Source organism: Streptomyces sp. NPDC054794 (assembly GCF_053611585.1).
The window spans coordinates 163136-176320 of the sequence record NZ_JBSHAQ010000007.1 but is presented as its reverse complement, the minus strand read 5'-3'; the positions used below and the strand labels follow the sequence as shown (position 1 = coordinate 176320).

Here is a 13185-nt window from a genome sequence, read left to right as displayed (position 1 = left end):
ACGGGCCCGTTTGTTCAGCGTTCGAGAAGGCCGTCGAAACGGCGGGGCACCCCGAGCGGGTTGTCATCGCGCAGTTCCTTCGGCAGCAGTGCCTCGGGGGCGTTCTGGTAGACGACGGGCCGCAGCCAGCGCTCGACGGCCGTACCGCCCACGGACGTCGAGGTGGAGGTCGTCGCGGGGTAGGGGCCGCCGTGGTGCTGGGCGGGAGCGACCGCCACACCGGTCGGCCAGCTGTCGACGAGCACGCGCCCGGCGAGCGGGGTGAGCTCCGCGAGGATCTCCGCGCCCCGCCCCTCCCCCGCGGACTCCTCCGCCGACAGATGGACGGTCGCGGTGAGGTTGCCGGGCAGCCGGGACAGGACGGCGGTCGCCTCGCCCTCGTCCGCGTAGCGCGCGACGACCGTCACCGGCCCGAAGCACTCCTCCAGGAGCAGGTCGTACGCCCCTTCCTCCGTGAGCCGGCCGGCCGGCACCGTGAGGAAGCCCGCGCTCACCGTGTGCTCGCCGCCCGCGCCGGGCGTCACCGGGGACTCGACGCCGTCCAGTGCGGCACGCTCGGCGACCCCGGCGACGAAGTTGTCCCGCATCCGGTGGTCCAGCAGGACGCCCGCCTCGGTGTTGCTGACGGCGTCGGTGAGGGTCTTCACCAGCCGGTCGCCCGCCGCGCCGGCCGGGGCGAGCACCAGGCCGGGCTTCACGCAGAACTGGCCGACGCCCAGGGTCATCGAACCCGCCAGTCCGGTGCCGATGGCCTCCGCGCGCTCGGCGGCCGCGGCCTCGGTGACGAGGACGGGGTTCAGGGAGCCCAGTTCGCCGTGGAAGGGGATCGGGACGGGTCGGGCGGCCGCGGCGTCGAAGAGGGCACGGCCGCCCCGTACGGAACCGGTGAAGCCGGCCGCCGCGACCTGCGGGTGCCGGATGAGCTCGATGCCCGCCTCGAAGCCGTGCACCAGGCCGATGACGCCCGCGGGGATGCCGTGCTCGGCCGCGGCCCGGCGCAGCACCTTGGCGACCAGCTCGGACAGGGCCGGGTGGTCGGGGTGGGCCTTGACGACCACCGGGCAGCCCGCGCCCAACGCGCTCGCGGTGTCGCCGCCGGCGACGGAGAAGGCGAAGGGGAAGTTGGAGGCCGCGTAGACGGCGACCACGCCCAGCGGGACCTTGTACCGGCGCAGGTCCGGGATCGGCGGGGTCGCGGTGGCGTCGGGGTGGTTGATGATGACGTCGAGGAAGGCGCCCTCGTCGACGAGGTCCGCGAAGGCGCGCAACTGGTAGGTGGTGCGGGCGAGTTCGCCGGTGAGCCGGACCGGGCCGAGGGCGGTCTCGGCGTCGGCGGCCTCGACCAGCTGGTCCTTGGCCGCGTCCAGGCCCGCGGCGGCGGAGCGCAGGAAGGCCGAGCGGACCGCGCGGTCGGCGAGCGAGGCGCGCGCGGCGTGGGCGGCCCGGACGGCGGTGTCCACCTCTTCGGCGGTGGCCTCCACAGCAACCTGTTCACGCTGCTTCCCGGTACGCGGGTCGACACTCCAGACTGGTGCTGCTGCCACGCGGGTCCCTCCACCTGTATCGCATCGCCGCTGCAATGCCGCAGTATCTAGGTCATCCACCAGCAGCGTTCGATATACTGAACGCTGTCTCTGATGATGAATACGCTGTCGGAGACTATATCTCCAGGTTCTCGTCCAACGAAGGGGTCAGGGCGATGTCGGCAGGCGAGACAGGCGGCGGGGCACAGGTCAAGTCCGCGGTGCGGACCGTTGAATTGCTCGAATACTTCGCGGGCCGACCCGGCATGCACTCGCTGGCGGCGGTCCAGGAGGCGGTCGGCTATCCCAAGTCCAGTCTCTACATGCTGCTGCGCACGCTGGTCGACCTCGGCTGGGTCGAGACGGACGCGACGGGCACGCGGTACGGCATCGGGGTGCGGGCGCTGCTGGTCGGCACCTCCTACATCGACGGCGACGAGGTCGTCGCGGCCGCCCGCCCGACGCTGGACCGGCTCTCCGACGACACCACGGAGACCATCCACCTGGCCCGTCTGGACGGCACGAACGTCGTCTACCTGGCCACCCGCCAGTCGCAGCACTACCTCCGCCCCTTCACCCGGGTCGGCCGCCGGCTGCCCGCCCACTCCACCTCCCTCGGCAAGGCGCTGCTCGCGACCCACACCGACGAGCAGGTCCGCAAGCTCCTGCCTCAGACGCTGCCCGCACTCACCGAGCACACCATCACCGACCGGGAGCAGCTCATCGAGGAGCTCCACCAGGTCCGCGAGCAGGGCATCGCCGTGGACCGCGAGGAGAACACGCTCGGCCTACGCTGCTTCGGCGTCGCCATCCCGTACCGCACCCCGGCGCGCGACGCGATCAGCTGCTCGGTCCCGGTGGCCCGGCTGACCCCCGCCCACGAGCAGCTGATCAAGGACGCGCTGTTCGACGCGCGGGACCGGCTGACGCTGGCGACGCGGAGGCTCTGAGCAGGACGGTGCCTCCCCCGTGCGGCGGAGGCGGATCATCGTCGTGCAGGAGGTGGACCCGCCTGTCGGCACGGGAGCGTTGAGGCATGAACCCCTCAACCGCTCCCGCCCCGGCCCGTGTTGTCACCGGCTCCCGCCGTCGCCTGCTGCGGCTCGTGGCCATCGTCGCCTGTCTGCCGTATCTGTGCCTCAAGCTCGCCTGGATCGCCGGGAGTCACCTCGGCATCCCGGACGGGAGTCCGTTGCTGAGACACCGGATGACCATGGTTGTCGCCAATGGGCTCACCGTGCTGATGGACGCGGCTGTCATCGTGCTGGCGCTGTTGCTGACCCGGCCGTGGGGACAGCGGGTGCCCTCCTGGCTGCTCGCGGTGCCGATGTGGGTCGCCACGGGACTTCTCTCGCCGATCATGGTGGGATTTCCACTGCAGTTGGTCGTCCACGGGGGTTCGGACAGCGGAGACGACCGGCCGTTCCTCGACGGGTGGGTGTTCGGGGTCGTGTATGGGGGGTTCATTGTGCAGGGGCTCGCTCTGGGGGCGCTCTTCGTCGAGTATGCCCGCGAGCGGTGGGGACACCTGTGGCAGGGGCGGGTGTGGGACCTGCCCGCGCAGAGTGCGCCTGCCGCGCAGCGGGTGACCGCCGTGACGGCGGCCGTGCTCGCACTGGTTCCGGGCACGCTCCGGCTGCTGTGGGCCTGCGGGGTCACGACCGGGCGGGACACGAGCAGCGGCCGACCGATGGAGGTGGTGTACGTCGGCTTCCTGGCCGCCGCCGTCGTCGGCGCCTGGCAGCTCGCCTTCCGCCACGGCCGCCCGCTGCCGGTCGGTGTGCCGCTCGCCCTGGGCTGGGTCGGCTCCGGGGCGGTGGCCTGCTGGGGCGCGTGGCAGGCGCTGGCCCCGCTCACCGGGGTGAACGACGGCGCCGACGGCCCGACGCGGCTGCTGGACCTCGCCTACGCCGGCCAGGTGATCACCGGCATCCTCGTCGCGGTCCTCGGTGCCCGGTTCTTCGCCGAGCGGTCGGCCCGGGCCCCGAAGCGGCCCGCGCGGTGAGGACGTTGGCCCGGCCGCTGTTCGGCCGCACCGCGCGCCGCCGCTGGATCCATCTGATCCTGGGCGGCGCGCTCGCCATGCCGTACGTCTTCGTCGGCGAGGTGATCGTCGGGCCCATCCTCGGCTCGGACCGCTTCTGGGGCGACCTGCCCGTCCAACTGGGCTCCTTCGCCGTGGGGTTGCCGATCGCCGCGGTCACCTCCCTGTTCCCGCTGACCCGCCCGCTGGAGACGGGAGCCGCCCGCGCCCTGTGCGGCGTGCCCCCGGACGCGCTGGCCCACGGTCCCGCCCGGACCCGGGCCGCGAGGGGGCGGACGGCGGCCTGGTTCACGCTGCACCTGGGATTCGGCGGGATCGTCTCGGGGATGTCCCTCGCCGTGCCGCCGTTCGCGGCGGTGCTGATCGTGCTGCCGCTCTTCTCGTGGCTGCGCGACACACGGCTCGCACTGCCCGCGGTCTTCGACCACACCTGGGCGCTGGCACTCGCGCCGGTCGCCGGGGTCGCCACGCTGCTGGCGCTCGCCGGGTGCGCGGCCGGCGCCGGCGCGCTGCTCGCCCGCTGGGCGCCCGCGCTGCTCGGACCCACCCCGGAGGACCGGCTGGCGGCGGCCGAGGCACGCGCGGCCGACCTCGCCGTACGCAACCGGCTCGCCCGCGAGTTGCACGACTCCGTCGGACACGCGCTGAGCGCCGTGACCCTCCAGGCGAGCGCGGCCCGCCGGGTCCTGGACACCGACCCGGAGTTCGTCCGCGAGGCCCTCGCCGCGATCGAGGACACCACCCGGCGCACGGTGGGCGAACTCGACGCGGTGCTCGGCGTGCTGCGGGACGGCGACGCCCCCGGCACCGCACCCGCGCCGACCCTCGCGGCCGACCTCGACGGACTGCTGCGGCGCACCCGGGCGGGCGGGCAGTGCGTCACGGCGACCGTCACCGCCGATCCGGCCGCGCTGCCGGGGCCGCTGAACCGCGAGGCCTACCGCATCGTGCAGGAGGGACTGAGCAACGTGCTCAAGCACGCGGGCGGACAGGTCGAGGCCGCCTTACGGATAGAGGTCGCCGACGAGCAGCTGGCGATCACCGTCGAGAATCCGCTGGGCGCCCCCTGCCCCTCCCGCCCCGGCGGCGGCCACGGCCTGCGCGGCATCGCGGACCGGGTGCGCCTGCTGGGCGGCACGGTCACCGCCGGCCCGGCCGGGGAGACGTGGCGGCTGCACGTACGACTGCCGATGAAGGGAGCCGCATGACCCGCCTCACGACGATCCGGGTCGTCCTCGCCGACGACGAGCGCATGGTCCGCACCGCCCTGCGCGCCATCCTCTCCGCCGAGCCGGACCTGGAGGTCGTCGGCGAGGCGGCGACCGGGGCCGAGGCCGTGTCGGTCGTACGGGATCTGCGGCCCGACGTGGTCCTGATGGACGTGCGCATGCCGGAGGTCGACGGCATCCGGGCCACCGAACAGATCCTGGCGACGCTCGCCGCACCGCCCCGCGTCGTCGTCGTGACCACCTTCGAGAACGACTCCTACGTGTACGACGCCCTGCGCGCCGGGGCCTGTGGCTTCCTGCTCAAGCGGGCCGACGCCGACGCGCTCGTACAGGCGGTACGGCTGGTGGCGCGCACCGACAGCCTGCTGTTCCCGTCGGCCGTGCGGGCGCTGGCCGCCGCACACGCCCGCGCGGAGCCCGCGCCTCCCGCCTGGGTGGCGCGGCTCACGGGCCGGGAGAGCGAGGTGCTGCGGCACCTGGCGGCCGGGCTCACCAACGCCGAGATCGCCCGGCTCATGGAGGTCGGCCCCGCGACCGTGAAGACGCACGTCGCGGCGGTCCTCGCCAAGACAGGCACCCGGGACCGCACCCAGGCGGTGATCGCCGCGTACGAGGCGGGCTTCATGAATGCGCGATGAGAAAAGCGGACGTACGGGAACGAGTCCCCTCTCCCGGTCGTCTTCTGTCTGGGATGAACAAGACGATCAGGCGGGCGTCCGTCTTCGTGCTGCTGCTCGTGCTCGCGCTGGTGATCAGGGCGACATGGGTGCAGTTCTACGACGGCAAGGCCCTCGCGGACGACAAGAACAACCGGCGCAACGCGATCAAGACGTACGCGGACCCGCTCGGGAACATCATCGTGGCCGGCGACTCCGTCACCGGCTCGACGCGCACCAGGGGCGGTGACCTCGCGTACAAGCGGACGTACAAGAACGGCGAGCTGTACGCCGCGGTGACGGGCTACGCCTCGCAGGCCTACGCGCCGACGCAGCTGGAGGGCATCTACCAGGACCTGCTCAACGGCACGGACACCCGGCTCAAGACCGTCATGGACACCCTCACCGCCAAGCGTGCCGAGCCGGGCGACGTGGTCACGACCATCGACCCGGACGTGCAGAAGGCGGCGTACCGGGCGCTGGGCGGCAAGAAGGGCGGGGCCGTCGCGATCGACCCGCGGACCGGGAAGATCCTCGCGGCGGTGTCGACCCCGTCGTACGACCCGGCCGCCCTCACCGACGCCAACACCGCCGGGACGGCCTGGAAGAGCCTCAACGCCGACCAGGACAAGCCGCTGACCAACCGCGCGCTGCGCCAGCCGCTGCCGCCGGGCTCGACGTTCAAGCTGGTCGTGGCGGCGGCCGCGCTGGAGGAGGGGCTGTACAAGAACGTGGACGAGCCCACCGACAGCCCCGACCCGTACACCCTGCCCGGCACCACCCGGGTCCTCGCCAACGAGAACAAGTCGGCGCCCTGCAAGAACGCTCCGCTCCGCGACGCCCTGCGGTACTCCTGCAACAACGTCTTCGGCAAGCTGGCCGTCGACCTGGGCCAGGACAAGGTGAAGGCGATGGCCGAGAAGTTCGGCTTCAACGACGACGAACGGGACGTCCCGGTCCGGGCCTACGCCAGCGTCTACCCGTCGAAGATGGACAAGGCGCAGACGGCCCTGTCCGGCATCGGCCAGTTCGACGTCACGGCGACCCCCCTGCAGATGGCCATGGTGTCGGCGGCCATAGCCAACGGCGGCAAGCTGGTCTCGCCGCACATGGTGTCGCGGATCACCGACAGCGGCGGCGATGTGCTGAAGAACTACGACGACGACGCGGACAGCGAGGAGATCGTGAGCTCCTCCACCGCCGAGCAGCTGCGGTCGGCGATGGAGACGGTCGTCAAGGACGGCACGGGCACGAACGCGTTGATCGACGGTGCGACCGTGGGCGGCAAGACGGGCACGGCCCAGCACGGCGAGAACAACAGCAAGACCCCGTACGCCTGGTTCACCTCCTACGGCAAGTCCGACAGCAACGGCAAGGAGGTCGCCGTGGCGGTCATGGTGGAACAGTCGGACGCGGCACGCTCGGAGGTCAGCGGCAACGGCCTCGCGGCTCCCGTGGCCAAGGCGATGATGCAGGCGGCGTTGAAGTAGCGCCCAAAAGCGGCGCGGCCGGCCACGGCGAACCCGCGCCGGCCGCGCGGCGTCACGTTCCTCACTTCACGCCCAGCACCTGCTCCACGGGATCGATCGCGAAGTACACCAGGAACAGTGCCGAGACGGCCCACAACAGCCAGTTGACCTCCTTGGCCTTCCCCAGCACCGACTTGATGAGCACGTAGGCCACGAAGCCCGCACCGATGCCGTCGGTGATCGAGTAGGTGAACGGCATCGCGGCGATGGTCAGGAACGCCGGGATCGCGATCTCGTACTTGTCCCAGTCGATGTGCTTGACGTGGGTCATCATCAAGAACCCCACGGCGATCAGCGCGGGCGCCGCCGCCTGCAGCGGCACGATGGTCAGCAGCGGCGTGAGGAAGAGCGCGAGACCGAAGAGCCCGCCGGTGATCAGGTTGGCGAATCCGGTGCGGGCGCCCTCGCCGACCCCGGCCGCGGACTCGATGTACGCGGTGTTGGAGGAGGCCGAGCCGACACCGCCGGCCACGGCCGCGGCGCCGTCGATGAACAGGACGCGGCCGATGCCCGGCACCTGCCCCTTCTCGTCGAGCAGCCCGGCCTCCGCGCTGATGCCGACGATCGTGCCCATGGCGTCGAAGAAGTCCGACAGGATGAGGGTGAAGACCAGCAGGACGGCGGTGAGGACCCCGGCCTCGGCGAAGCCGCCGAACAGGCTGAAGTGACCGACGAGTCCGAAGTCCGGGGTGTCGACGATCTTGTCGGGCACCTTCGGGGTGGTCAGGCCCCAACTCTTGATGTCGGCGACGGCGTTGATGACGATCGCGACGACGGTCATGGTCACGATGCTGATGAGGATCGCGCCCTTCACCTTCCGCGCGACCAGCGCGATGGTCAGCAGCACGCCGAGACAGAAGACGAGGACGGGCCAGCCGGTGAGCCGGCCGACGGCGCCCAGCTGCACCGGCACGGTGGTGTGCGCGGCGTCCGGGATGCGGCTGACGAACCCGGCGTCGACGAATCCGATGAACGCGATGAACAGGCCGATGCCGACGCCGATGGCCTGCTTGAGCTGCTGCGGGATCGCGTTCATGATCGCTTCCCGCAGCCCGGTGAGGACCAGGACGCAGATCAGGGCGCCTTCGAGGACGACGAGGCCCATCGCGTCGGCCCAGCTCATCAGCGGGGCGAGCTGGAAGGCGACGACGGCGTTGAGGCCGAGCCCGGCGGCGATGGCGAGCGGGAGGTTGCCGCCGACGCCCATGATGATCGTCATCACACAGGCCACCAGGGCGGTGGCGGTGACCAGTTGGCCGGTGTCGAGGGAGTGGCCGAACTTGTCCTTGGCGCTGCCCAGGATGATCGGATTCAGGACAAGGATGTAGGCCATGGTGAAGAACGTGGCGAAGCCGCCGCGTATCTCCCGGCCGAAACTGGATCCCCGTTCGGAGACCTTGAAGTACCGGTCTACGGCGCCTGCCTGGGGTGGCGCGGCACTTGGCCGGTCGTCCACCTTCTGCGTCTCGGACATGGTCGTCCTCCTCGTCGCCTGAGTGTTCGGGTGCGGATGCTGGCTGGATTGTTCCCCCGTTGAACCGGTTTCAGGTTTTCTCCGTGTTACGGAATCGGGTTCGGCTTTCCCTACGTCGGCCGGATCCGCGTACGGCTCACCCCGGTGAAGCGACTCGAACACCCGCACCACGGATTCGCACCGGGGACACAACCTCACCTCCCCTTTCAGCGTCTCTTCCAGTAGCCCGATCTACCGGCCTGAGCCCCCCTCGGCCGGTATCGCCGGTCTGAGCCCCCCTCAGCCGGCATCGCCGGTCAGAGCCCCCCTCGACCGGCGAGCGAACGCCCCCACCGGTGACCACCGGTGGGGGCGTTCCTCGTCATCGACGCGTGAGGGTCAGCTCACGAAGTACGTCGGGTTCGGCAGCTTGTAGGTCCGGTCGGCGTAGCCGCCGTCCAGGTCCGAGTACTGGTCGCCGAAGTTGGCGATGATCTCGTACCCGAGGTCGTCCTCGATGTGCTCGCGGGTGCCGCCCTTGTACTGCACGGTCGTGCAGTTCCAGGTGCCCGGGGTGGCGCAGTCGCCCAGGTAGGACGGCGGGTTGGCCGCATCCTTGAGGAACATGTGGTCGGCGTCGAGGTTCACGTCGACACCGATCTTCTTCAGGTTCTCGACCGCGGCGGAGCGCTGGGACTCCTTCAGGCCGGAGTTGTAGAAGACCTCGACGCCCTTGGACTCGGCGTACCGGACCAGCTCCGGGCTGCCGAAGACGGCCGGACGGTCGGCCTTGGCCACGTACTCGGCCCAGGTGGTGCCGTTGTACGTGTAGTTGGTCTTCTTCTCGTAGTCGAGGCTGAGCAGCAGCGTGTCGTCGATGTCGAAGACGACCGCGGGCTTCTCGCCCCGGTGCAGCGCCTTGCGCGCCGCGCGGTCGATGTAGCGCTTGGCGTCGGCGTCGAGGCGCGCGAGGTCCTTGGCGTACGGGCTGTCCGGGGACGCCTGGTACACGCCGTTGCTGTCGGCGGTGGTGCCGTAGTACGTGTCGATGTCCTTCACCAACTGCCCGATGTTGTAGGGCTCGTGGGTGGAGTTCGCCGTCCGCTGGTCGGCGGTTGCCGCGCCGGCGCCGTACAGGGCTCCTCCGGCGAGGACACAGGCGGCGGTGGCCGCCGCGATGCGAAGTGATTTATGCATGACAGGTTTTCTACGCGCGTCACCCGGGGTAGCGCGAGACCTTTTGCGTGATCGATATGGAGTCGAGCCGAGTGTTCAGCCGGCGTACGGGTCCGGCACCTTGCCCGGTCGTGCCAGGAACTCGAAGTCACAGCCGGTGTCGGCCTGGGTGATCTGCTCGGTGTAGAGCGCACCGTAGCCGCGTTCGTAACGGGCGGGCGGCGGCGTCCAGTCGGCCCGCCTGCGCGCCAGCTCCGCGTCGTCCAGGTCGAGTCGCAGCGTGCGCGCCTGGACGTCCAGGGTGATGGAGTCGCCGGTGCGCACCAGCGCCAGCGGTCCCCCGACGTGCGACTCGGGCGCCACGTGCAGCACGCAGGCGCCGTAACTCGTGCCGCTCATCCGGGCGTCGGAGATCCGCACCATGTCCCGCACGCCCTGCCTGAGCAGGTGGTCCGGGATGGGGAGCATGCCGTACTCGGGCATGCCCGGGCCGCCCTTGGGACCGGCGCCCCGCAGGACCAGCACGCTGTCGGCGGTGATGTCCAACCCCGGGTCGTCGATGGTGCGTTGCATGGTCCAGTAGTCGTCGAAGACGACCGCCGGACCGGTGTGCCGCAGCAGGTGCGGCTCGGCGGCGATGTGCTTGATGACCGCGCCGTCCGGGCACAGGTTGCCGCGCAGGACGGCGACCCCGCCCTCGCTCGCGACCGGGTTGTCGCGGGGCCGGATGACGTCGTCGTGGTGCACCCGGGCGCCGGCGAGCTGCTCGCGCAGGGTGTCGTACGAGACCGTCGGCCGGTCCAGGTGGAGCAGGTCGGTGATGCGGGAGAGGAACCCGGGCAGTCCGCCCGCGAAGTGGAAGTCCTCCATCAGGTACGTCCGTCCGCCGGGGCGAACGTTGGCGAGGACCGGGACCGTGCGGGCGACGCGGTCGAAGTCGTCGAGGGTGAGCCGCACCCCCGCGCGGCCCGCCATGGCGATCAGATGGATGACGGCGTTGGTCGAGCCGCCGAGCCCGAGGACCGTGGTGACCGCGTCCTCGAAGGCCTCGCGGGTGAGGATCTCGGACAGCCTGCGGTCCCGGTGGACCAGTTCGACGGCGCGCAGGCCCGACGCGGCGGCCATCCGCTCGTGCCCGGAGTCCACGGCCGGGATGCTGGAGGCGCCCGGGAGGGTCACCCCGAGCGCCTCGGCGGCGGCGGTGAGCGTGGAGGCCGTACCCATGGTCATGCAGTGGCCGGGCGAGCGGGCCAGGCCGCTCTCCAGCTCGGCCAGCTCGCAGTCGCCGATGAGGCCGGCGCGCCTGTCGTCCCAGTACTTCCACATGTCGGTGCCGGAGCCCAGGACCTCGCCCCGCCAGTGGCCCGGCAGCATCGGCCCGGCGGGCACGAACACCGTGGGCAGGTCGACGCTCGCGGCCCCCATGAGCAGGGCGGGCGTGGACTTGTCGCAGCCGCCGAGCAGGACGGCGCCGTCGACCGGGTAGGACCGCAGCAGCTCCTCGGTCTCCATCGAGAGCAGGTTGCGGTAGAGCATCGGGGTCGGCTTCTGGAAGGTCTCGCTGAGGGTGGCGACCGGGAATTCGAGCGGGAAGCCGCCGGCCTGCCACACCCCGCGTTTGACGGCCTGGGCCCGGTCCCTCAGGTGCACGTGGCAGGGGTTGATGTCCGACCAGGTGTTCAGGATCGCGATGACCGGCTTGCCCAGGTGTTCCTCGGGCAGATAGCCGAGCTGGCGGGTGCGGGCGCGGTGGCTGAAGGAGCGCAGTCCGTCGGTGCCGTACCACTGGTGGCTTCTGAGCTCCGCCCCTTGCTTCCTGTCATTCCTGTCATTCCTGTCATTCCTGTCATTCCTGTCATTCTTGGCCTTCCTTGCCTTCCTGTCGGTCGTCATGTCGGCCATCCCGCGACGATGGCGGCGACCTCCGCGCGCGCGTCCTCGGGCAGTTGCCCGCTGGGCGGGCGGACCTCGCGGCGGCACAGGCCGAGGGCGGCGAGGGCCTCCTTGACGACGGTGACGTTGTCGGCGGAGCCGTTGGCGGCGCGCAGTTCCTCGAAGCGGCGGATCCGCTCCCAGACCCTCATGGCGGCGGGGTGGTCGCCGGATCGAAGCGCTTCGATCATGTGCAGCGAAACGACCGGGGCGACGTTGACGAGCCCGGAGGTGAAGCCGGTGGCCCCCGCCGAGAAGTACGAGGGGGCGTACGGCTCGGCGAGACCGGCGACCCACACGAAGCGATCGAGACCCGCGTCCCGGGAGAAGGCGGCGAAGCGGGCGGCGTCCGGGACCGCGTACTTGACGCCGATGACGTTCGGACAGGCGTCGGCGAGCTCGGCGAGGCGGGCGCCGGGCAGCTGGGCGTCGCGGATGTACGGGACGACGCCCAGTTCGGGGACGGCCGCGGCGATCGCGCGGTGGTAGTCGACCCAGCCGCTCTGCGCGACGTACGGATGGACGGGCTGGTGGACCATCACCAACTGCGCGCCGAGCTCGCGGGCGTGGCGGGCGGAGGCGACGGCGGTGGGGACGTCGTGGCCGACGCCCACGAGGACGGTGCCCCGGTCCCCCGCCTCGTCGACGGTCAGCTCGGTGACGAGGCGGCGTTCCTCGGGGGTGAGGGCGTAGAACTCGCCGGTGTTGCCGTTGGGGGTGAGGGTGGTGACGCCGCTGTCGAGGAGTCTGCGCAGCAGGGCCCGGTGGACGTCCCGGTCGACGGTACCGTCCGCGGCGAACGGGGTCACCGGGATCGCCACCACCTCGGCCAGGGCCGCCCGTTGGGTCTCGAACGTCACGCCGCTCACCTATGCCCCTCCTCCGCTCGGGGCTCGTCGGAGGCCCGCGGGAACGCCCGCCGGACGAACGACGCGATGTGGGCGTGCAGCGCCTCCGCCGCGCCGTCCGCGTCGCCCTCCAGGGCGAGCCGCAGGATCTCCCGGTGCTCGTCGGCCTCCCGCTCCCAGGACGGTTCGGCGGCCCAGGCGACGGTGGAGACGAGGGCGGCCTGGTCACGGACCTCGTCGAGCATCCGGCCGAGCAGCGGGTTGCCGCACGGGAGGTAGAGGGCGCGGTGGAACTCCCGGTTGGCCAGGGAGCGTTCGGCGGTGTCGGTGGCCGCGTCGGCCCGGGTCAGCGCGTCGAGGGCGGCGTCCAGGGAGGCTCCGCGGCGCACGGCGCGCCGGAGCGCCTCGGGTTCGAGGAGCAGCCGGACGTCGTAGACCTCGCGTGCCATGTCCGCGTCCACCCTGCGCACGGTGACGCCCTTGTATTGGCTCATCACGACCAGTCCGGTCCCGGCCAGGGTCTTGAGCGCCTCGCGCACCGGGGTCTTGGAGACCCCGAACTGTGCGGCGAGCTCGGTCTCGACCAGGGCCTGGCCCGGGGGCAGCTGTCCGGTGAGGATGCGGTGCTTGATCGCGTCCAGCACGAACTGCGTCCGGGACGGGATCGGTGTCGGAGTCGGTGTCGGCACAGAGGTCATGCGCGCCTCACGTATCGCGTCTCATATATGACGTATGAAGTACGACGCGTCGAAGGTAGGAGCGGCCCCGTGTCCCGTCAATGCTTCTGACAAAGGC

The 13185-nt window shown here is 71.3% G+C and carries 11 protein-coding genes; 5 read left to right on the top strand and 6 right to left on the bottom strand.

Translation table 11 applies throughout. The features are described 5' to 3' along the window. Positions 1 to 14 precede the first annotated feature (14 nt). Entirely contained in the window at positions 15 to 1544 is a 1530-nt protein-coding gene (locus ACWGKT_RS09780) for an aldehyde dehydrogenase (NADP(+)) (protein ID WP_453273157.1), read from the bottom strand. Positions 1545 to 1699: 155 nt separating this feature from the next. On the opposite strand from ACWGKT_RS09780, the gene ACWGKT_RS09775 reads away from it, so the two are divergent. From ACWGKT_RS09775 to ACWGKT_RS09755, 5 genes are all read left to right on the top strand, one after another. Beyond that, positions 1700 to 2473, top strand: coding sequence for an IclR family transcriptional regulator (locus ACWGKT_RS09775; protein ID WP_453273156.1), 774 nt, complete (start codon positions 1700 to 1702; stop codon positions 2471 to 2473). Between the two features lie 86 nt (positions 2474 to 2559). Beyond that, on the top strand, positions 2560 to 3528 hold the full coding sequence (locus ACWGKT_RS09770) for a hypothetical protein (protein ID WP_453273155.1): 969 nt from the start codon (positions 2560 to 2562) through the stop codon (positions 3526 to 3528). Beyond that, entirely contained in the window at positions 3525 to 4775 is a 1251-nt protein-coding gene (locus tag ACWGKT_RS09765) for a sensor histidine kinase (protein WP_453273154.1), read from the top strand. The genes ACWGKT_RS09770 and ACWGKT_RS09765 overlap by 4 nt, the downstream gene beginning before the upstream one ends. After that, positions 4772 to 5434 (top strand): response regulator, encoded by a 663-nt coding sequence (locus tag ACWGKT_RS09760; RefSeq protein WP_453273153.1) that lies wholly within the window; start codon positions 4772 to 4774, stop codon positions 5432 to 5434. The genes ACWGKT_RS09765 and ACWGKT_RS09760 overlap by 4 nt, the downstream gene beginning before the upstream one ends. 53 nt (positions 5435 to 5487) lie before the next feature. Then, entirely contained in the window at positions 5488 to 6942 is a 1455-nt protein-coding gene (locus ACWGKT_RS09755; RefSeq protein ID WP_453273152.1) for a peptidoglycan D,D-transpeptidase FtsI family protein, read from the top strand. A gap of 61 nt (positions 6943 to 7003) precedes the next feature. Here the strand turns inward: ACWGKT_RS09755 and ACWGKT_RS09750 are convergent, their stop codons facing one another. From ACWGKT_RS09750 to ACWGKT_RS09730, 5 genes are all read right to left on the bottom strand, one after another. After that, positions 7004 to 8455 (bottom strand): NCS2 family permease, encoded by a 1452-nt coding sequence (locus ACWGKT_RS09750; protein ID WP_356143084.1) that lies wholly within the window; start codon positions 8453 to 8455, stop codon positions 7004 to 7006. Positions 8456 to 8833: 378 nt separating this feature from the next. Then, positions 8834 to 9631, bottom strand: coding sequence for an HAD family acid phosphatase (locus ACWGKT_RS09745; RefSeq protein WP_453273151.1), 798 nt, complete (start codon positions 9629 to 9631; stop codon positions 8834 to 8836). 75 nt (positions 9632 to 9706) lie between these two features. Continuing rightward, positions 9707 to 11503 carry an L-arabinonate dehydratase gene (gene araD, locus ACWGKT_RS09740; RefSeq protein WP_453273150.1) on the bottom strand — a complete coding sequence of 599 codons (1797 nt, stop codon included), beginning with the start codon at positions 11501 to 11503 and terminating at the stop codon, positions 9707 to 9709. After that, positions 11500 to 12411 carry a dihydrodipicolinate synthase family protein gene (locus ACWGKT_RS09735; protein WP_453273149.1) on the bottom strand — a complete coding sequence of 304 codons (912 nt, stop codon included), beginning with the start codon at positions 12409 to 12411 and terminating at the stop codon, positions 11500 to 11502. The genes araD and ACWGKT_RS09735 overlap by 4 nt, the downstream gene beginning before the upstream one ends. After that, positions 12408 to 13088: a GntR family transcriptional regulator gene (locus ACWGKT_RS09730; RefSeq protein WP_453273148.1), complete on the bottom strand. Its 681-nt coding sequence runs from the start codon at positions 13086 to 13088 to the stop codon at positions 12408 to 12410. Before ACWGKT_RS09730 ends, ACWGKT_RS09735 begins: the two co-directional genes overlap by 4 nt. Positions 13089 to 13185 lie beyond the last annotated feature (97 nt).

Bases quoted from the DNA above. Each gene is read 5' to 3' on its own strand.
- ACWGKT_RS09775 (WP_453273156.1), top strand. From the start codon at position 1,700: ATGTCGGCAGGCGAGACAGGCGGCGGGGCACAGGTCAAGTCCGCGGTG.
- ACWGKT_RS09770 (WP_453273155.1), top strand. From the start codon at position 2,560: ATGAACCCCTCAACCGCTCCCGCCCCGGCCCGTGTTGTCACCGGCTCC.
- ACWGKT_RS09760 (WP_453273153.1), top strand. From the start codon at position 4,772: ATGACCCGCCTCACGACGATCCGGGTCGTCCTCGCCGACGACGAGCGC.
- ACWGKT_RS09755 (WP_453273152.1), top strand. From the start codon at position 5,488: ATGAACAAGACGATCAGGCGGGCGTCCGTCTTCGTGCTGCTGCTCGTG.
- ACWGKT_RS09750 (WP_356143084.1), bottom strand. From the start codon at position 8,455: ATGTCCGAGACGCAGAAGGTGGACGACCGGCCAAGTGCCGCGCCACCC.
- ACWGKT_RS09745 (WP_453273151.1), bottom strand. From the start codon at position 9,631: ATGCATAAATCACTTCGCATCGCGGCGGCCACCGCCGCCTGTGTCCTC.
- araD (WP_453273150.1), bottom strand. From the start codon at position 11,503: ATGACGACCGACAGGAAGGCAAGGAAGGCCAAGAATGACAGGAATGAC.
- ACWGKT_RS09730 (WP_453273148.1), bottom strand. From the start codon at position 13,088: ATGACCTCTGTGCCGACACCGACTCCGACACCGATCCCGTCCCGGACG.